The 19,179-nt window shown below is 36.5% G+C and carries 18 protein-coding genes; 4 read left to right on the top strand and 14 right to left on the bottom strand.

Features of this window, described 5'->3' with window-relative positions; translation table 11 throughout:
• Window positions 1–202: hypothetical protein (locus BLR27_RS18555; protein WP_176767708.1), on the top strand; the 202-nt coding region annotated here is incomplete at its 5' end.
• Window positions 203–538: 336 nt separating this feature from the next.
• Here BLR27_RS18555 and BLR27_RS13855 read toward each other — a convergent pair.
• From BLR27_RS13855 to BLR27_RS13840, 3 genes are read right to left on the bottom strand one after another with little or no spacing between them, the layout of a single operon-like run.
• Entirely contained in the window at window positions 539–1,870 is a 1,332-nt protein-coding gene (locus BLR27_RS13855) for a flippase (RefSeq protein WP_090705834.1), read from the bottom strand.
• Window positions 1,871–1,883: 13 nt separating this feature from the next.
• Window positions 1,884–3,680 carry a glycosyltransferase gene (locus BLR27_RS18755; protein ID WP_245704524.1) on the bottom strand — a complete coding sequence of 599 codons (1,797 nt, stop codon included), beginning with the start codon at window positions 3,678–3,680 and terminating at the stop codon, window positions 1,884–1,886.
• 13 nt (window positions 3,681–3,693) lie between these two features.
• A complete protein-coding gene (locus BLR27_RS13840) occupies window positions 3,694–4,554 on the bottom strand; it encodes a glycosyltransferase family 2 protein (RefSeq protein ID WP_090705832.1) in 861 nt (286 codons plus the stop codon).
• Between the two features lie 277 nt (window positions 4,555–4,831).
• Here BLR27_RS13840 and BLR27_RS13835 point away from each other — a divergent pair, with 277 nt between their 5' ends.
• Window positions 4,832–6,019, top strand: coding sequence for a glycosyltransferase family 4 protein (locus BLR27_RS13835; protein WP_090705830.1), 1,188 nt, complete (start codon window positions 4,832–4,834; stop codon window positions 6,017–6,019).
• 54 nt (window positions 6,020–6,073) lie between these two features.
• Window positions 6,074–6,805: a methyltransferase domain-containing protein gene (locus BLR27_RS13830; RefSeq protein WP_090705828.1), complete on the top strand. Its 732-nt coding sequence runs from the start codon at window positions 6,074–6,076 to the stop codon at window positions 6,803–6,805.
• A gap of 6 nt (window positions 6,806–6,811) precedes the next feature.
• Here the strand turns inward: BLR27_RS13830 and BLR27_RS13825 are convergent, their stop codons facing one another.
• The 11 genes from BLR27_RS13825 to BLR27_RS13775 all read right to left on the bottom strand — a co-directional run bounded on the left by BLR27_RS13825 (window position 6,812) and on the right by BLR27_RS13775 (window position 18,544).
• Window positions 6,812–8,023: a glycosyltransferase gene (locus BLR27_RS13825; RefSeq protein ID WP_090705826.1), complete on the bottom strand. Its 1,212-nt coding sequence runs from the start codon at window positions 8,021–8,023 to the stop codon at window positions 6,812–6,814.
• A complete protein-coding gene (locus BLR27_RS18870; RefSeq protein ID WP_090705824.1) occupies window positions 8,023–8,643 on the bottom strand; it encodes an acyltransferase in 621 nt (206 codons plus the stop codon). The genes BLR27_RS13825 and BLR27_RS18870 overlap by 1 nt, the downstream gene beginning before the upstream one ends.
• A 12-nt stretch (window positions 8,644–8,655) precedes the next feature.
• Window positions 8,656–9,744, bottom strand: coding sequence for a class I SAM-dependent methyltransferase (locus BLR27_RS13815; RefSeq protein ID WP_090705822.1), 1,089 nt, complete (start codon window positions 9,742–9,744; stop codon window positions 8,656–8,658).
• 20 nt (window positions 9,745–9,764) lie between these two features.
• Window positions 9,765–11,243 carry an O-antigen ligase family protein gene (locus tag BLR27_RS13810; RefSeq protein ID WP_090705820.1) on the bottom strand — a complete coding sequence of 493 codons (1,479 nt, stop codon included), beginning with the start codon at window positions 11,241–11,243 and terminating at the stop codon, window positions 9,765–9,767.
• 160 nt (window positions 11,244–11,403) lie between these two features.
• Window positions 11,404–12,600 carry a glycosyltransferase gene (locus BLR27_RS13805; RefSeq protein ID WP_090705818.1) on the bottom strand — a complete coding sequence of 399 codons (1,197 nt, stop codon included), beginning with the start codon at window positions 12,598–12,600 and terminating at the stop codon, window positions 11,404–11,406.
• A 1-nt stretch (window position 12,601) separates the two neighbouring features.
• Window positions 12,602–14,719, bottom strand: a complete 2,118-nt coding sequence (locus BLR27_RS13800; protein ID WP_245704523.1) for a GumC family protein — start codon at window positions 14,717–14,719, stop codon at window positions 12,602–12,604.
• Between the two features lie 85 nt (window positions 14,720–14,804).
• A complete protein-coding gene (locus BLR27_RS13795) occupies window positions 14,805–15,482 on the bottom strand; it encodes a TolC family protein (RefSeq protein ID WP_090705814.1) in 678 nt (225 codons plus the stop codon).
• 3 nt (window positions 15,483–15,485) lie between these two features.
• Window positions 15,486–16,586, bottom strand: coding sequence for a sugar transferase (locus BLR27_RS13790; protein WP_090705812.1), 1,101 nt, complete (start codon window positions 16,584–16,586; stop codon window positions 15,486–15,488).
• The gene (locus BLR27_RS13785; RefSeq protein ID WP_090705810.1) at window positions 16,570–16,956 is read right to left on the bottom strand and encodes a response regulator; all 387 of its coding nucleotides are present in this window, start codon (window positions 16,954–16,956) and stop codon (window positions 16,570–16,572) included. The genes BLR27_RS13790 and BLR27_RS13785 overlap by 17 nt, the downstream gene beginning before the upstream one ends.
• A gap of 456 nt (window positions 16,957–17,412) precedes the next feature.
• Entirely contained in the window at window positions 17,413–17,877 is a 465-nt protein-coding gene (locus tag BLR27_RS13780) for a hypothetical protein (RefSeq protein ID WP_090705809.1), read from the bottom strand.
• A 79-nt stretch (window positions 17,878–17,956) separates the two neighbouring features.
• Window positions 17,957–18,544, bottom strand: a complete 588-nt coding sequence (locus BLR27_RS13775; protein WP_090705807.1) for a TlpA family protein disulfide reductase — start codon at window positions 18,542–18,544, stop codon at window positions 17,957–17,959.
• Window positions 18,545–18,893: 349 nt separating this feature from the next.
• On the opposite strand from BLR27_RS13775, the gene BLR27_RS13770 reads away from it, so the two are divergent.
• A complete protein-coding gene (locus BLR27_RS13770) occupies window positions 18,894–19,175 on the top strand; it encodes a hypothetical protein (RefSeq protein WP_090705805.1) in 282 nt (93 codons plus the stop codon).
• Window positions 19,176–19,179 lie beyond the last annotated feature (4 nt).

Below are 19,179 nucleotides of genomic sequence, written 5' to 3'. Positions count from 1 at the left end.
GATAAACTATCCGGCAGATAGTAAACTACAAATAAAGTTATTTAAAACGATAGAAGCGGAACCTCAGGTTCTGGTTAGGGTATCGCGCCGAAAGAACAGAGGCAGAAATATTGCAAAATATCAGCAGGATAGAGCCGGGTTTGATTGGGATTGGTGGACGAGTCAGACCGGCGGTGGACACTGGGCGTCCAGGAAAATTTGACTGTTGCTGAAAAAAGTTTATAGTTTTCACGAAGGTACCTCACCTGTTAAAGGGCAGGTTTCGGCATGACATTCGTTTTAGATTGACTTTATCTTTTATAGGCACATCTGCATTTGGTACGGAGAACACTAACCATAGGAAACCTACCGACAGGTTGGCTCGTCAAGACGCTAAGGACCAAAGGTTTATAAATTATTTATGATCATTTGTTTTATATCCAGCAATCGCGTCTTTGTGAGATTTTCTCTTCACCTATCCGTAGAGCCAATTTTACGGATTAAACACGATTTTCCTCACCTGCTGAAGGCAGGTTTCGGGAAGACAGAGGATTTTCGGTTAATTTTTCTTGATATATTTTTGATAGAATTCAGGATAGAATTGCCAGGCAAAAATCAAGGTGTTTCTTACGCTGACATTCAACTCTTTTTTAAGGATACTTTGTCCAATGAAAAAACCAATAATATGTGCTGCAAGTGTAGCATAGGCAGCTCCCAATACTCCGAATCTGGTAATAAAGAGATAGTTCAGACCTATATTTATTGAAGTGACTAACAGCACCACCAGAAAGGTCAGACGTGTTTTTCCTATGGAGTCAAGTATATTCCCAAACTGCCGTCCGTATGGAGTGAACAGGCAATAGAGAAGTGTAATATGCAACAGGGGAATAGCATCTTTATAATTATCGCCAGCAATCAGATTGACCACAATTCCAGAGAAAAGATATAATAAGATTATCCCGGGGATCAGGAGAGCGATCAAGGTGCCGACCGATTTCTCATAGAGGTATTTGATGCCTTCTTTCCCTTCTGTCACGATGCGTTTGGCGCTCTGTGGAAAGACTATTACAGCAACAGCATTAGTTGGAATATCAAGTAGGTTAGTTAGCCTGACAGCTACATTAAATGCACCGGCCTGAACTGGAGAAAGTATTGCCCCGAGCATCATCTGGTCTACCGTTACAGAGAGTATAGCACTTACGGATGTTCCAAAGGCATACTTGCCATAATGGAATAGTTTTTTGATCCAGTCAACACAAAGGGAATAGCTAATTGATAAATAGGTTCTGACCTGAAAATATGCTATGAATGCAGAAATTGTATAATTAAACATCTGAAGATGAATCAGATCGATCAGCCGTATATTAAAATTGAAAATAAAGCATGCCAGGACATAGGCAAAAAAACTAAACTGCATGATAAAGGAACTGACAAATATGCTTTTGAATTTCAAGTTTGCCTGCAGGATGCAATTAAACTGGGTCAGTACCCCTGAAATAATAAACGTAAAGCAGTACATGTTGAAGATCGGGATCAACTCGGGTGCCTTCCAAAGGGCAGAAAGAATATGAGCAAATCCAAGATTAAGGAGGATACAGATCAATGTAAGAATTGCGCTGATAGTGAATGATGCAGAGATGATCCGGGGATGCTCTGTATTTTCCTCGGAGGCAAGGTATTTGATAAGTGCATTTTGAATCAAACCACCCCTTACAGTTTCCAGAATGGTTACAGTAACCATAAATAGAACCCAAACTCCATAGTCATTTGGTCCAAGGATCCTTACCAGGATGAAAAAGCTACCGATACTGAAAAATACTCCTGAAAGGTTCTGAAGTAAGGTGAAAAAACCTGACCTGATCCAATATAGATCCTTGTTGAATATTTTCATTTAGGTTAATTCATCAATCATTTAACAGGCATTTTTCAATTGCACTATCAAGCTCAGCATCTGATTTTGCATGTACTATTTTTGCGCCTGAAAGTTTTGGATATAATTTTTGATAACAATTAAAATGATGCTCAGGGCCTTTTTTTGACAGGATAAGATTGATGCCGCCAAAATAACTTGCCAGGGTACCTGTTCCTCCGTGGGTGGAAATAAAATGGCTTGAATTGGCATAAACCATTAATTGTAAATGATTGAAATTATTGGCTTTAGCCTTATTTTCCTTGTACAGATTTTCCATCAGGATCACTTCCGGATGTTCTTTTTCCAGCCATTCGTATTCATGAAGATCATAGATCACACTATCATCTGTTGCAATGTTCTGTGAGCGGGGCCGGTTATAAATTATAGTGAATTTGTCTTTGAGTTTTGTAATAATAGTACGAAGTACAGGAATGCTTAAAAAACTGACAGGAGCATCATCCCATTCCATATTATAGCGATTGGCAATGATAAGAATGGGCTTATCATAAACATAAATTGAATTCTGATAAGTTTCTTTTAATGGCACCTGAGCCCATTTACTCATGTCATAATTATGGCTGTAAAGTATTCTGGGCGTTTCAAAATTATAATTGCCTTCATTTGACCGTTCTTCAAATGACTCCTGGTGATCTTTAGAGAAGAAATACAATTCCCGTGTAAGTTTTGACGATATTGTTTTATCTAAAGTTCCATTTTTGAAATGCCAGTAAGCAAATGGAAGCACAAACTGAAGCTCCGGTGCAAATTCACCATTAAATGAAATGCTTTTATATCTTTTCCTGATAAAATAATCTTTGAAAAGATATTTGAGCTGTACAAGCTGACAATAATAAGTGTCTTTGTAGAATTGTTTGAACTCTCTTACTGCCTGAGGATAAAAAATCCGGACAAACAAGCTTAAGAATTTATTGATAATGGCTTTCGAAAGATCAATAAATGTATTTTTTTCTGCCCTTAACTTTGCAATATCAGATTTAATAGCAAAGCCATGATTTACTCTAAGAAAACGCAGATCATAATTATATCTGAATTGCCTGTAAATATCCCGGGTGAATTTTATAAATGGATTTTTACTTAAAGTAAATTTTCGTCTTATTGTGGTGCTTGGTTCTGCTTCGGGATTTATTTGCTCGAACAAGCCTTGATAGTCATCGTAAAAAAGGCCCTTGCCTCTTTGCTGAAGGAAAGAAATACACATACGGTATTCAGCCCGGTCAACACTTACCTGTTCAGTGTATGTACCGAATTTTTCAATAAAATTAGACCTGCGCAGATGGGGGTGGTCACTGTAAAAATAGATCTTTAGGTAATTGAGCGACCATGGTTTATAGATCATTTCAGAGAAACCCTGTTCAAAAGGTTTCAGGTGTGGATATTTTATGTAGGAATAAAACCGGATAATATCCAGCTCTTTCCTTTTATGCATGATATCAAGTGCATCCTGAAAATGTTTTGCAAAATCAGCTAAGGGAATAAAATCTTCCTGAACATATAGGGTATAAGGACACGTTACAGCTGCCTGCCCTTTATTAATATTATTGCCCAGTCCCATGTTTTTTGAACTGGTGATCAGGCTAAAATTATAAGAATATTGAAGTTCTTTGACAGATTCCAGATGTTCAGTCAAACTTCCATCGTCTGAAACTATTATTTCCTCAAAACTGCAATTCAGTTCTTTGAAGATTTTCAACAGACGTTCAAGAGAGTTGCTTCGGTTATAATGGGTTATTAATAAGCTGACGTCTTTGAAGAAATAAGGTAATGCCATAGTGCTAAGTGCATCAGGAACTTCCGTCTGCTTTTTTATTTTCCGGTAATCTGGAGTGTAAGTTATAAAAAAAGCGCTTAAGTTCTTTAAAGAGACGAATGGTTAGCGCACCTGAAAAACTGCCATCGAGTTGAAGAGTCCTGGTACCCGTCCATGTTCTTGCCCTGTTCGATTTTACTTGCTTAATTTTACCGAATGGCATAAGATCAAGACAAAGCTGTCCATCTTCACCTCTTCTGTTAATTTTTATAAATCCAACCTTTAAACCTGTTTCCCTGATATAGCCCATGCTCATTCCATATGCATTGAAATAGGGGCGGTTCATATGTCTGAACTCTGCGACAATATCTTTCATCATCTCGAATAAACTTAGTTTCCAGCGAGGGAATTCAGTGTTGCCATTAAAGGAGTATCTGCCATAAACACATACCACCTGGTCTTGTTCAAGTACTTTGATCATCTCATCGATCCAGCAATTGGGATATAAACAGTCTGCATCTCCCATTAAGATGTATTTACCCAATGCATTTTCTTGTCCGAGTTGCCTCGCGGGACCACATCCCTGAACCGATTCAAAAAATGATTTAATATGTAATTTATCTAATGTTTTTTGGGTGTTGTCATTAGAGTTATTATTTACGACAATGATCTCAAATGGTATAGAAGTTTTCATTTTAGAAAGGCTTGCTACACATTTGAGAATATTTACTTCTTCATTCCAGGCGGCAATCACAACACTTACTACTGGAGATTTACTTTGGACACTGTCAAGATCTGAATTGATTTTATCAAATACATGATCAGGTATTTCATTGAAAGCAGAATAAGGATACTGAAACTGGTTTAACCAGGCTGGGTTCTTAAAAATATTCATTATTCAATAAAAGTAATTCGCATCAGGTAAATAATTGATTGAGCTTCTCTATATACGAATTGTCTGGGATTGATGTTAAAGATCAATCCTTTTAATGGTTTTAACTAATATTTTTTTATAACTCCCGATTATTTTAAGCTCCGGAATTAGTAAAAATAAGTACAATTACTTAGTTATTTTCAATATTTCAAATTATTCTGAAACTGTGTTGTAACAATTTATTATTGTTTATTCTATAGCTTCTTAATATTTGACCAAAATCGCGTATTTTGCCATTATGCACTTAAGCAATGGTAATGAAGGTTATTTAACAATTTATGTATTAGGCCACTACAGGCCAGGTGCGGCAGATGGATTGGCTGAATTCAATTACCAGAATGTAAAGCTTTTAAAGGACTATTTTGATTTTCAATTTATTGAGTTTGATCAAAGTAAGGAGCAGGATCACTATACTTCTTATAATTCAGATTCAGTACTGATCCATTCTTTTGGCTCTAAAAATCTTCCTTTTTATAAACTTTCTCTGCTTTTTAAAAATTGGTTGAAAAATCGAAATTTTTCTGACTCTGTTTTTCATTTGAATCATATTTACAATCTTAATAATTATCTGGTTGCCAGGTTATTATACCAGGCCAGAATACCATATCTGATCACTCCGCATGATTCTTATGTGTATTGCAATGCTTTTAAATCAGAGAAATCATTGATAAAGCGCGTTTATAGAGACCTGTTTGTTCATTTTATTGATAAATATGTATTCGATCATGCTTCTTTAATTCATGCTTTAACTAATCAATGCGAGCCTTGTTTGCGTTTGCTGACCGATAGCCCGATTATGGTTGTTCCAAATCAGGTTAGTGATATGAATTTGCCTCTTGACCTTAGCGTAATAAAATCGCAAGTCTGTTTTATTGGCCGCTCTGATATTTATCAGAAGGGTATCGATCGTTCCTTAAAGGGACTGAATTTATATAAAAAGTCTTTAAATGATACTCCTGGAATAGTATTCAAGATCGTAGGCCCGGCGGATGCTTCATCAGATATATTGCGGCGGAAACTTTGTAAGGAACTGGATCTTGAGGTGGGGGAGGATGTGATATTTACTGGAAGAGTGGATGAAGTAGAAAGGAACAGTATATTTAAAGAGTCAAGGGCCTATATTCACTTATCAAGATTTGAGGGTTTTGGAATCAGTGTAATACAAGCTTTGTCTGCCTATAAACCGGTAATTGTTTCAAGCCAGGTTCCAACAAGTGATACCATCAGGGCATATAAGGCTGGTTATGTAGTTGAGACTGATGATGACATTGCTAAGGCGCTTTTTGAGGTCTTCGCAATGACTGATGAGGAATATATAGCTATGGCAAATAATGCCAGGCTATGTTATGAGGAGAACTTCAATCCCGGAGTTGTTGGTCCGCAGCTGATAGCGCTTTATAAAAGCGCTGCATCCACCTTAGAATGATTCAAACGCCCTTTTTTCTTTGTAGTTAATTCGTTTTATCGTATCTTAGAGGGAATGAAAATACGGAATCCAAGTTCGCGATTTGACCTGTCCATAAAGGATAATTATAAAGTTTTAGAAGTAGGGGGAGGTCATAATCCGCATCCGAAGGCTAATGTGGTGGTTGATAAATTTGTAGACTCTAATTACCACAGAAGCGGGGATATTAAAGTGCTGAAGCATCAGCAATTCTTAAATGCCGATGGTGAGGAACTCCCTTTTGAAGACCGGTCTTTTGATTATGTTATTTGTGCTCAGGTTTTGGAACATGTGAATGATCCTGTTCGTTTTATTAAAGAGCAGACGCGTGTTGCTTCTGCTGGCTATATGGAAACTCCATCCATGATCGGTGAGTTTCTGATTCCTAAGGAGTCGCATAAGTGGGTATTGCAGGAGATTGATAATAAGATCGTAATGTATGAAAAGGAACAGATTGACTTCAGGCCTGTAATGGATTTCGGCTATGTATTTCAGGAGTTTTTGCCAAAAAACTCTATAGGGTTTAAGATCATGCAGCAAAATCATAGTGATCTCACTCTTTTGAAATATGAATGGAAGGATGATATAGAGGTTCTTGTAAATCCTGACAGTTCCTATTATAAGGACTTTTTTACCAAACCATGGGATGAAGAGGCATGTAATCGTTTTCTGGTTAAGAGAACTTTAAGCGGTGAGGGTATGTCAAGCTTTTCTGCTTTTATTGATATCTGCCGTTCCGTGTTTAAGAGCAAGGTCCTTAAAAAATAATAAAACTTAGTTTCCGGTTTTTTTGAGGTTCCTGAAGATTAGTTCTGCGATCTCTTCAACCCGCCTTTCCCATGTGTTTTCCCTTGCAACATTCAACCTCGGCTGTATTAAATTGGGATCTTCTGTTTTCAGAGCGGCATCTATAGCCAGTGAAAAGGATTGTGCATTATCACAATAGGAAACCACTTCATGAGTAAAATCTTTAAGATCAGGATTGAAATTACTTGCCACAACAGGCTTACCTGCGCCAAGATATTCAAATAATTTTAGTGGAAAGATAGTCCGGCTGACAGCATCTTTTTTAAATGGAATAATGGCTACATCAAATCCTTTGATCAGTCCAGGAATCTCTTCAAAGGGTATGCGACCGATGTAAAAGATATTTTCTGTTCTTAAAAACCATTCAGGAACAAATTCAGGCATTAATGGTCCTGCAAAAACAAAGCTTTTATCTTTATTTGCTTCAGCCACTTCTTTCAAAAGTGCGTAATCAATACGTCTTTCAATACTACCTGCATAACCAATTACAGGCTTTTTAAGGTCTGATAAATGAATATTAACAGGCAGGTCTTTATCAAGGGCCTTTGAACTATGGGCAATATCTGCTGCATTAGGAATGAAGTGTGTATTTCTGTTTTGCTTTAACTTTTCTTCATAAAGCATTCGGCTGGTGCATATTACCAGATCACTTTTTGCAACCAGTTCATCTTCAGAAATGATCCCATGTTTCATATCATAAGGAATGATCATCGGGTCTACGCAATGGTAGACAGTTAATGCAGGTTTCAGGGAATCAGCAATTCCCGGATAATGAAAGTTGAAAGAGTTTATAAATATAAATTCAGAAATATTGTTCAATTTTATCACCTTTCTGATACGTTTCCTGATCAATAACTCATTGAATTTGAGGATTAAACGGTAAATTTTTCCTTCGGGTAGAAAATTAATGCTAATTAGTGGCGGAGAGATGATGATTTTTAAATTTTCAATTCCGCCTGATGTCAAACCATCAGAAAAAGGAGAGAAATACTTTTTTCTTGTTCTGATCTGTTCAGTTCCTTTTAGCTTGAAATAGTCTTTCCATGTTATCGGATAATCGATATAATAGACAAAATTATTCTTTGCAAGTTCTTTTGCTGTATTATAGCTGGTCGACTGATCAGGCCCGTCAAATTTAGTGGCGCCTAGAATAAAGATATGTTTACCCTTCAGGATCATTAATTATTAACCTTCTCCCAAAGCCGGGTATCATGATTATAGCGTTTGATGATCTTTGCCGGATTACCAACAGCCACACAATAGGCAGGCAGATCCTTGGTAACAACACTACCTGCGCCAATGATAGTATGACGGCCAATACTTACTCCGGCAGTAATGACAGAATTGGCTCCTACCCATACATTTTCTGCTATTGTGATCTTTGAAGTGCTAACTTTCTGCATGGTTGGAGGGGTATGAATATCTTCATAGCTATGATTCATGCCCGAAATGACCACATTCTGGGCAGTCATTACATGATCAGCAATTTCAACCGGTCCGATTATAACATTGGAAACTCCAATAAATGAACGGCTTCCAATATGTACATCACCAACACCGTTATTGATCGTTGTGAAATCTTCGATTACCGAATAGGCGCCTAACTCAAATTTTTTGTAAGGGAATAGATCCATTTTGGTCCTTCTCCTGATGATGGAACCTTTCCCTCTGCTATGCTTAAAGGGATTTAATAGCAACCTTACCCATAATCGCGGACGGTATTGATTCGGTGAAATAAGCGCCCAGCGGGCAGCCTTTTTCAAAGAATCATTTGATCTGATTATGGATGATATAGACATTTTCTGATTCTTTTACTTTTCAAAGATAAACATTGGATATTCGCCTTTCAAACCACAAACTTCCGGTTCTTTTTCCTCTTTATTGTAAACCCAGTTTAAGATCTGCTTCCCAAACAGAGATTGATGAATATAATAGCGCATGAATGGGACACTAAGGCTTCGCCATACAGCTAATTTAAATGGTGGTAAATTCTGTTTGAAATAGGTATAGTTATGTGCAAAGAAATATAATCTTTTTTGCGGTTCATTTTGCCTTGCCAGCTTCGCAAAAAGACTTAAAAGCCTGTTCTTAATATAGACAAATGCTCTGAAGGGTAATAAACATATATTCATCCATGGAGAATGTTTGTACCAGTCATAAACCACTACTCCTTTACCATTGGTTGCCAAAAGTCTGTATAATTCCTGTATAGCCAAAACCTGCTGGTCTTTTGGAATATGATAAATGGTATTCAAGGATATAAATCCATCCATAACATTGTCTTTGAAGGGCATATTACACATGTCAGCAAGGATATAAATGCCTTTGTCGCCAAGTTTCTTTTTCGCCTCAGATAATGCCTGAAATGAAAAATCAACACATACCCGGTATTTATAACTGGATGAATATTGTAAATAATCTGAATATTGTAAGGCCCCGGAGGCAGCATCCAGCATATAGGTGCCTTTGGGATTCAAAAAACGCGATACCCGATCATGGCATTTTTTCAAATATTCTTTTGATACCTCCCTCAGATCTTCGTAAATAACAGCATCCTCATAATTGCCTTCTTCATTCACAAACCAGCCTTTCTGATTATAAAAATTTTGAACCAGCGCCTTGTCTTTATCTATCTTTCCACTAATAATATGATCTGTAGAACCTGTCAGAGCCAGATCTTTCAGCAATAGCACAATACCATTAATGATGGGATAAATATAGATATGGTCTGTTGAAATCAATCCCAGCTCAATGGTGTAACCGATCTGTTTTCCATCTAATTGCCAAAGTTTATTATTCATGGAATCTTCATTGAGAGCAATTATCTCTGCAGGCTGAAGTACTGATAATTCTTGTCCGCTTATAGGACACTTCAATATACTGATCCACTCTAAATTCATTTTTGTTTTATTAATTATGTTTATACACTGCTGCCTGCATCAGCAAGCGCTTGTTTTTCTGCTCTCTTTTCTTTGTCAAGTTGATAGGTTGCATTGATAAGCGCCGCAACCAGGAAGAAATATACATTTAATGGATATTGTGTAATAGCTTCCTGGGGATAATTTCCAATGGTTAAGGCATACACAATTAATACCATAGCCAGGCAATAGCTTTTGAGTTCAGGATCCTCTATCGCAAAATAATTATTTATACCTGTTTTTAGGATAACAAACAGGAGGGTGCAAAACAGGAATAATCCTATCCACCCCATTTCAACGGCCACACGAACATAACCACTGTCGGGAGGGAAGGATGCCAGAAAAGAACCCGGTGAGAATTTTGCTCCCCATACCCCCGTTGATCCAAGTCCCCCGCCTATTGGATGCGACCAGATATAGGGTTGAATCATTTTCTGATTACGTGCTCTTACATTAAAGGATGCATCGTCAGATGGTTTGAAGGCAGATTGAAATCGGTAAAGCACCGGATTGCTTGTCGGTATGAATATGATTACGGCCATTAACATGGCAGCAGCAGCAGTAATGATCAGAATCTTCTTGTTAAATACAAGAATGGTTAACATGATCATTGCTGCAGGCAGGAGTACGTAGGCACTCCGGGTTCCTGAAAAAAGCATATTGGTGATAAAAAACAATATCATACAGCCCAGAATGCCTTTTTTTATTTTTGAAACAGTGCCGAACATTAATCCTACGCATAGGAGTGCGCTCAGAATCATATTATATGAAAAGGCAGTTGGGTCAGAAAAAATCGAGAATTTTCTCCAAACCCCATTAATAAATAATAGGTCCCTGATCAGTGGATCTGAATAGAGGTAGGCTTCTTCATAGGCGAAAAATCCAATGAATTGCTGTTTGTATCCAAACAGCCCGGCAAATACACTCAGTCCCAGCCAAAGTTTAATGATAAGCCTGATAAATTTTATGTCACGTATATTATAACTGAATACGAAATAGGTAAGCATTACGATGGCCATACTTCTGATGGTATAAAGCCAGGCCATTTTAGATTGTGCCACCGGATTAGCTACCAGAATGAAGTTGTAAATGATCCATATAATGATCATTACACTTATCGGGCTGCTCAGAAAAGACCAGTCGGGCCGATATTTAAGTTGAACAAACAGTCCGATGATCAACAAAGCAAGAATGCCGTCCATTACTGTTCCTAATGGGAAGTTTATTAAGTTCAACCTCAGTATCCACATGATCAGGTAGGAAGCGATCAATAATACGGTTATCCCAAATTTTGGCTTGGCAATCACAGCAAAGGCAATGATTGGGCCTATTAATGCAATAAATATCAATGCGGCACCTTTTATCTGAGCAGATTTAACTACATAGGCAAACATAATTGAGATAACAAGCAAAATAATAAAGCCTGTTGGTTTCCCAAGGGTTTTTAATGAAAGTCCAATATTTTTAAAATCCAGTTTCATCTTTTAAAATCCAATATCAGAGAAACAGAATTTTAATAAAAAAGAAGAAAACAGTAATAAAAGCCAGAGCCATGGATGCATTTTTACTGATCAGTAAAAATATCTCCTTGGTAGTTTTTCTGTCTTTTATATGGTTATATCTCATTTTAAATCATTGTTATTAATTGACCAGGTCATCTAGTTTTTTTTTATGGCTGTGTTCTGTGGCAACAGAAATTTTATCTGCCGACCGTATTTTTAGCAGGGAGATGATCTGATAAAAAATGAATTTAGGGATATTTACCAGTGATCTGTATATCAGGGGGTCAGTATTCTTGTGTACTATACTAATTCCAAAACCCCAAACAAAACATATAAATGCAATCAGCCAAATAAAAGCAGTAAATGGATCTATTGCAATATTAATAATAAGACAGATCAAGGATAGAATAAGAAAAATAAATAATGGTGGCCTAAGAAGTACAATTCCAAAAAGCAACTGATTAATGTTTTTGTGAATGATGCCTTTCTTTATCAGTTTAAATCCATTGCTAAAGTATTTGAACCAGGAATTTATCCAGCGCGATCTTTGTTTTACTAATTGTTCAGGCTGCGATGTTTTTTCATCATATACGATTGCGTTTTCTGCAAATGCAATTCTTAATCCGCGTTTCACAATTTCATACTGAAGGGCTTTATCGAATCCGGCCCCTTTGATCTCAGTATTTTTAAAGCAATCTTTATAAAGTTCAGTGGTAAATGCCATACCTGATCCGGAAAGTGTTGCTGATGACTGCAGGCCAAAAAGTATTTTGCCATCATAAAAGTGATAGTAAATGTCTCTGGCGGCATCAAGGGCCGCATAGCTGCTGCCCAGGTTTTTGGCTTTACGATAACCCTGAACTGCCTGGAAACCAAGGCTGAAATAATAGTCAAGTTCCACTAAATAATCATTATGAACCAGGTTGTCACTGTCAATGATCGTTAGCAGTTTATGATCCCTTTTAAAATGGCTTATTGCATAAAAATGAGATCCGGTATTACTTGCAATTATCGTTTCCGGACGAAGCAGAATAACACGTTCATCGCTGAATTTTAAATCAGAGATATCGCAATTATCAGCAACAATATAAACCAGGAAATTACCGTAATTAAGCTTTAGGATAGAATCGATCACTTCAGGGATAAGGCTGGTTTGCTGATAAGCAGTAACTATGATCGCATAGTCATTTTCCGGAATTGACCTGAACGCTGTATGCTTTTTTTTAATCAGGTGAATTGGCAGGTAAAAAAAAAAGAATATCAATGGCAAAATGAGGTTATATCCGATCACTATCTGGATCAATGTCCATATATATATTATGATGGGATGCAGCATATCATTCTAGAACATTTGCATGATCTATTTTTTCTTCAAATTTTCCTTGTTGCTTTACCTTATTTAATATCCAGCCTATGAACTGACCATTCAGATTGGTCAGATAATTAATATGCTGCTTTTTCATTTCATTGATAGTCTGATCAGCTTCAAAAACGCTGACCGTTTTATCTGTGAATAAGATCCATTCCTTTGCTTTGTTCAATGCATCAAGCGGAGGTGTTTCAACAAGGATGATATCGAAATGGGAGCGTAGTTGCTCCAATCGTTGAAGTATGGTTTCTTCATTGCTTACCTCTAATAAGGATTTATCACCCCCGCGATTTCCCATGACCATGATACCGGTATTGAAATTGATTCCTTCCAGATCTCCGGAATGCAGGTAGTCTTCCAGGAAGAGTTTGGTGTTTGAATTTTTTGTGATCGAAGGACTATCAAAATTACCATCGATCAGTAAAACCTTTTTATTCACCATTACATAAGTATAGGCTATGCAGGCAGAAATCAGTGTTTTACCCTCACCTTCAGTAATACTTGTTATACTTAATATTTGTCCCCGTTCTGAAGTTTGGGCAAGCTCTCTGTTCACTTCAAACCGGGTTGAGCGCAATTGTTTTTTAAACTCCCGCATTTCTGCTGTGCCATGCAGGTTCTTCCATATTCCTTTAAGGTCAAGGGTAGATTTCCCTACCAGATTTAAATATCCAAGTACAGGGGCTTTTGTAATAAGTACCAGATCTCCGGGTACTCGTATACGGTTATCCAGGAAGAACATGACAAATAATATGATCACACAGAAAACTCCGCTTAGAATCCCGCTAATGATCACAAGAAGCATTTTTTTGGAAGGAAGCGGAAGTCCGGGCATAGCAATCTGAGCTTGTCTTAATTTGACCGGAAACTCAGATTCCATGGTAACTTTATTGTATTGGGCCAGAAGATCCTGATATTCTTCACTTCCTGTTTGAATGTCCCGTTCAAAAGATTGAATTACTGCTTCATGAGGTACCAGCATTTCAAATTTGTTGCTCATTACGTCAAGTTGTTTTTTGAGCGAGTTAAGGCCATAAACTGCACGGTCTAGTTCAATCTGAAGTTCAAGCTTTTTTTGGATCAGTAATGTTTTTGAATTAAGTGGGTTGTCGGTGTACTTATCAGACATGGTATTGATCTGTGCACTCATAACCTGCTGAAGGGAGTCTATTGAAATTTTATATTTTTCGTCAAAGTCGTTTTTTATGTATTTATCCTGCAAAGCATTCATTTCTGCTTTGGTACCAATTATTTTCTGGTTAATATTGGTAAAGGTCGATTCCATATACCGGCGGTCTTTAGGATCGAACATTTTATCTATACTTGCAATGGTACCTTTCAGCGAAACAATATCTTTTTCTGCTTGCAGCATTTTCTGTTCATAATCTGCAGTCTGGGAATAGATCTGTGAGGATTGCTCTGTCAGATTAAGTATGCGATTTTGAATTTTATATTGACGTAATCCACTAATGCGGGATTGAAGGGTATCAGATTTGATTTTTAAAAGGTTTTTTAGAAAGTTTACTGATGAACGCTGGTTTTCTTTAACCAGAACAGTATAATAATCTGTGAACTCGTTTGATAAGGTATTTACTACGAATGCAGATAACTCCGAATTCTCTGACTGGTAATCAATGAAAATAAAATCTGTTGTTCCTGCACGGTACACCAGCATATCCCATTTTAGGGATAGTTCATCATAGCCCATGGATCCAAGAATTCTATGCAAGCCTTCCTCATCATCATTTCTTAAATTCAGGCCTTCTTTTTTCCTGTATTTTTCCTTAAAGACACTTAATGCATGTTTTTTTGCTTCCAGGTTTAGGGTATTCAATAGTTCACTTGGTTCTTTGAAAGGCTTACTTGTCAGGTCATGAATGATAAGTTTATATGAAACAAGGTCAAGCATACTTTTTGATTGCATGACTTGTACCATATTGACAAACTTCTGATTGATTCGTGACTCCTGGAGTGAACTGGCTTCAGAAAGAGCCATTTGTTGGGTTTCATCAACTATTCCTGTGGCTATCTGAGCTTGTGCCGGGTAAACATCAGGAAGATTTCTGACAATATAAAAGGTAACCATGACCGTAATTAGCGGTACGGTTATAAGAACAAATTTATAACGTAATAATAAATCAATAAATTTCTTTATTTCCTCCATATTACCTCTACAGAACTTCCTCCACTTTTTTGGTTAATAATTCTTCCAGAGAAGCTTTTGCAATAAGAAAATTTGATTCAGCAGCTATCTTAGATTGCAGAGCCCCTGAATAAGACATTTGAGACATAGTATACTGCTCAAATGTTGTTTCGCTTTTTTCGTACCTGGTCTTTATCTCCCTGCTAATGTTCAATGCATCTGAAGATGCTTTAGTTTGCAGTCTGAGGTTGGCAAGTGCCTGTACGTAGCTGAAATAGCGTCTTTTAACTTCTGTTTCCAGAGTAAGATGATATTCATCAAGATCATATTGTGCTAGTTTTACACTCTCTTTTGCTTGCTTTACGTTTCCTGGTTTTTGAAAAAAAGAACTTAGGTTCAAGTTGAAAGCTACCTGATATCCATTGAAGAATCTTGGCTCTGCAAGGTCAATTGTATTATTTGGATTATAGACATAACTAAATGAGAAAGCATCCAACCATGATAATTGCTCCTGCCCGACAGTGGTTTTAGCAACTTTTATACGACCTTCAAAACTGTTCATTCTTGGGTAATTTTCCTTTGCTGTTGCTATCAGTTTTTCCAGAAATACATAAGAAATATCTGTCATCATTGATTCCTGTGCTTTGGTGGTTCCGCTTTGTATTAATAGGAGTAATGACGTTAATAAAATGTATTTCCTGAACATAAATTAAAATTTTTCTTTGTGCAATATAACAGGCAATGTTTTTATGAGTATTTCCAGGTCAAACCAGAATGAATACTTCAAGGCGTAAAAGTTATCAAATTTTTTTCGTTCCCGCTCAGAAATATCTCTTTTTCCTCTACTTTTTATCTGCCAGAGTCCTGTAACTCCTGCCGGGCCCATAAACCTTAATGACCATTCATTGGATGTTAGCATTTCAGCCTCATAAAGTGGTAAAGGCCTGTTACCGACAAGCGACATATCTCCTTTTATTACATTGAAAAGTTGCGGAAGTTCATCTATACTCGTTCTTCTGATAAAATTTCCAATTCGGGTGATCCTGGGGTCATCAATTAGTTTAACGAAAACAGATTTTTTACCTGAGTTTTCTTCATCGGCATCCGCTTTATATAAATTTAATTCTGAAAGATTTTCCAACTGTCTTTCAGCATCGATTCGCATGGACCGGAATTTGTAAAAATCAAATATGTTATAACCTGTGCCAACCCTTTTACTTTTATAAAGTACAGGGCCTTTAGTGTCAAGCCGTATCAGGATAGAAGTAATAATTAATATGGGAGAAACCAGGATTATACCTAGAGTAGAAACAAGAATGTCAAACAATCTCTTTCCCAATGGTAATTTATAAACAACATCTGCATTTTCTAAAATGGATAACGTTGGCTTGATCAGTTTGAATTTGACAAGGAATGCTAATCTCTCAATTAAATGCTCTATGGGGAAAGGAAGGATGTAAAAATCATGAACCTTTAATTGCAATGCCCGGGCTTTCCATTCTTTATTATGACTTGTGGAGATGAGAACAATAATAAGTTCACGCCACAATGCATTTTTTTTTATTTGCTCTATAAAATTGAAGCATTCTCCTTTTGTATCCGCTTCAATAATAATAATGTCGGGAAGTGTTAGAATAGATTGGTTGTCCAGATAATTCTTTAATTCTTCCAGAGTTCTGTTTTGAGAAATATTGAATGCTACAGGCAGCTCAGAAAGAATTGTACCGCATGATTGGGTGCCCATATAGGCAATACTTAAGTGAAGGCCTATATTAAGATAACAGCTATCCTGCTTAATTATTTTTGACATCGCTATATAAGAGGGCCTCTAATATTGAAGATTTTAATTCTGCAGGATTAAATGGTTTTTTGAAATAACAATCTGCCTGAAATGGCATACTGGAAACAATATTATCGAGATTGTCAGCTCCTGAGAGAAGAATGACAGGGGTGTCTCTATAAAACCCGCTAATTTTTAAATTTCTGATAAAGGATCCTCCGTCAATATATGGCATTTCAAGATCTGATATGATTAGTGCCGGGTCATTGCCATCTTCCAGCCAGGAGATAGCATCTGCGCCATTCTGCTTGATCACCAGGTCATAATCTTTTGATAGAATAAAATTAAGCAATTTTAAAATGCTTAGTTCATCATCAACAACCAGAATTTGCTTTCTCATAAAACTCATATAGACTAAATCTCACTCAAAATGATTAAGCGTAAATATTAATAAACAATTGTTTATCAGGATTTTGGCTAATATTCTGCCTCATTCTGGAAAAACAAATGCTTCTTTAAAATTCACTTAAACATTAAATTGAAATTAGCTTATTAATTAACGTTTTATTCTAACAATGAAAGTGCCAATGCAAATAAACACTCTGTATGGGCGAATTTAGAAAAAGTGTGGAATTTATTGCCGGAATATTGGGGAAAAGCTTCCTCAATTATGGTAAAATATTTACCGATGTAAACCGGCTATGTTACATTTTTAATTTATTCAGTTGTTAATGCGATTCTAATTAAATGCATTTGAATGAAAAGCATATTGAATAAAAAGAACAGCAGTATCTTATCTCAGGTTTATTGTTTTGTAATTCTTACAAGAAATCTGATTGAAAAAAATTTTTATAGATTATTTTGATGCCAGTGGATAACCTTTATCGATCCAGTTTTGTTTCAGATTTGTTGGCAGGTTTAAAAGTTTACCATTAACAAAGCCCATGCTCTTCATCGTATTAAATGCAGGGCGAATATTTGGACATTTATTAAATGGACAGCATCCGCAATAAACAACAACAAAAGAGGTCTTAGGTAGTCCAGCCAATGTTTTTTTGAATTTTTCAAGATTTTCTTTCTCGCTTGCAGCACCAAAATTTTTAGCTCCTTTTATGTTCTCAACAACCCCGATATTATAAACCATTGCCTGTTTCGCTTTTGGATTTGCAATAATAGCGGCTAGGGCAGATGGTTCGATCAGGTCTTTTTGGGTCCAGGTGTCTCTTTTGTCAAGTGATTGCTGAGTATTTATACCGGTCTGTGCCTTACTGAAGGAAATGACACTTATACTTAAAAGAAGGCCAAGCAGGATTTTTTTCATCTGTTTATTTTTTCAATTGTTTTGAACAGCAAAAATAATGATTTTTTGTTCATTTAAAGATTTAAGGATTGCTATCTGATCAGCGGGTGAGTGTATTCAGGAAATTGATCATTTCCTTGTTATCGTAATCTGCCATCCCTGTGTGATGAAAAACAATGCTACCATCCGGACCAATTATTACAGTGGTTGGGAGTGTTCCATTAAAAATTTGCGTCGGAATAGGTGTTTCGCTCGTGTAAACTTTGAGGTTAAACGAGCGTTTCTTCATAAACTTAACTGATGCATCCATTTTATTATCTACATCTACCATAATAAAGCTGATCTTATCCTTGTTTTTTATTTTGGATGCCAGAGCATTAATAGAGGGCATCTCTGCACGACAGGGAGGGCACCAGGTTGCCCAAAAGTTAATGAAGTATACTTTTCCTTTGTTTTCAGAAATATTAATAAGCTCACCATCTTCCGATCTGAAGGTCATGCTGGCAGGTATCGATCTGTTAGCGGCTGACTTATCTATACCCGAGCTTGCTTCAGCGTTAAACAGACCAGTAAACATAATTCCCCTGATAAGTATTGCTCTGGCATCTGTACTAAAGAAGATAACAGCGATAAATAAAATAAATATCAGGTTACTGATATTGGATCTGATATATTTCAATAATTCCATGTATGCCTAAATTGTTATTTGCGCAAGTTACGAACCAGATAGCATAGCCTTTGTAACAAGAGTTGCACAGTGAAAGTTTTTGTTTGATTTTCCCGGATCAACTACAAGACACTGTTAAGTTTAGTATACACTCTATGTTTCTTTTTTGTATCATAAAATGTTTATTATTTGGATTGTTAAAAATTTGTAAGTCATTAGTTTGCAATTTTTTAACCAACAAATTGCCACTGAATGTTTGTGAAAGTGATTTTTAAGAAATGCCCTGGCCTTTTGTGACTTTTGTCACATTGTTTGAAATATTTCTGGCCTAATTTTCGTTCATAATTAGTCAAACCTTACATTTTGAATTATGGTACTAAGTAAAATTTCGGCAATAAAAAATTGGATCAAAACAATGGGATTTGAATTGATAAAGTCGCATGATCTGAATAATGAAGCGGTAAAGATCAACTACTACAGTTTAGGTAATTTTGGTATTTATGAAGAGATATCAAATAAAGGAAAGAATGTTGATAAACTGAGATTTATATCATGGAACCCATGGGGTGTTGATTTTGAAGTTCACTCTTTAAAGGAGCTTTGTGATGCTTATCAGGATTCTATCAGCTATAGTCCTGAATTGCCTGCTTAAAAAG

It is taken from the genome of Daejeonella rubra (assembly GCF_900103545.1).
In the GTDB taxonomy this organism is placed as follows: domain Bacteria; phylum Bacteroidota; class Bacteroidia; order Sphingobacteriales; family Sphingobacteriaceae; genus Daejeonella; species Daejeonella rubra.
Note: the sequence above shows the minus strand (reverse complement) of the source record. Positions and strands in the feature narration are given on the sequence as shown.

What these genes read in the sequence shown, in the direction of transcription:
- BLR27_RS13795 (WP_090705814.1), bottom strand. Translation starts at nt 15,482, where the DNA reads ATGTTCAGGAAATACATTTTATTAACGTCATTACTCCTATTAATACAA.
- BLR27_RS13775 (WP_090705807.1), bottom strand. Translation starts at nt 18,544, where the DNA reads ATGGAATTATTGAAATATATCAGATCCAATATCAGTAACCTGATATTT.
- BLR27_RS13805 (WP_090705818.1), bottom strand. Translation starts at nt 12,600, where the DNA reads ATGCTGCATCCCATCATAATATATATATGGACATTGATCCAGATAGTG.
- BLR27_RS13800 (WP_245704523.1), bottom strand. Translation starts at nt 14,719, where the DNA reads ATGGTTACCTTTTATATTGTCAGAAATCTTCCTGATGTTTACCCGGCA.
- BLR27_RS13815 (WP_090705822.1), bottom strand. Translation starts at nt 9,744, where the DNA reads ATGAATTTAGAGTGGATCAGTATATTGAAGTGTCCTATAAGCGGACAA.
- BLR27_RS13840 (WP_090705832.1), bottom strand. Translation starts at nt 4,554, where the DNA reads ATGAATATTTTTAAGAACCCAGCCTGGTTAAACCAGTTTCAGTATCCT.
- BLR27_RS13770 (WP_090705805.1), top strand. Translation starts at nt 18,894, where the DNA reads ATGGTACTAAGTAAAATTTCGGCAATAAAAAATTGGATCAAAACAATG.
- BLR27_RS13785 (WP_090705810.1), bottom strand. Translation starts at nt 16,956, where the DNA reads ATGAGAAAGCAAATTCTGGTTGTTGATGATGAACTAAGCATTTTAAAA.
- BLR27_RS13825 (WP_090705826.1), bottom strand. Translation starts at nt 8,023, where the DNA reads ATGATCCTGAAGGGTAAACATATCTTTATTCTAGGCGCCACTAAATTT.
- BLR27_RS13790 (WP_090705812.1), bottom strand. Translation starts at nt 16,586, where the DNA reads ATGTCAAAAATAATTAAGCAGGATAGCTGTTATCTTAATATAGGCCTT.
- BLR27_RS13780 (WP_090705809.1), bottom strand. Translation starts at nt 17,877, where the DNA reads ATGAAAAAAATCCTGCTTGGCCTTCTTTTAAGTATAAGTGTCATTTCC.
- BLR27_RS13835 (WP_090705830.1), top strand. Translation starts at nt 4,832, where the DNA reads ATGCACTTAAGCAATGGTAATGAAGGTTATTTAACAATTTATGTATTA.
- BLR27_RS13830 (WP_090705828.1), top strand. Translation starts at nt 6,074, where the DNA reads ATGAAAATACGGAATCCAAGTTCGCGATTTGACCTGTCCATAAAGGAT.
- BLR27_RS18870 (WP_090705824.1), bottom strand. Translation starts at nt 8,643, where the DNA reads ATGTCTATATCATCCATAATCAGATCAAATGATTCTTTGAAAAAGGCT.
- BLR27_RS13855 (WP_090705834.1), bottom strand. Translation starts at nt 1,870, where the DNA reads ATGAAAATATTCAACAAGGATCTATATTGGATCAGGTCAGGTTTTTTC.
- BLR27_RS18755 (WP_245704524.1), bottom strand. Translation starts at nt 3,680, where the DNA reads ATGGCATTACCTTATTTCTTCAAAGACGTCAGCTTATTAATAACCCAT.
- BLR27_RS13810 (WP_090705820.1), bottom strand. Translation starts at nt 11,243, where the DNA reads ATGAAACTGGATTTTAAAAATATTGGACTTTCATTAAAAACCCTTGGG.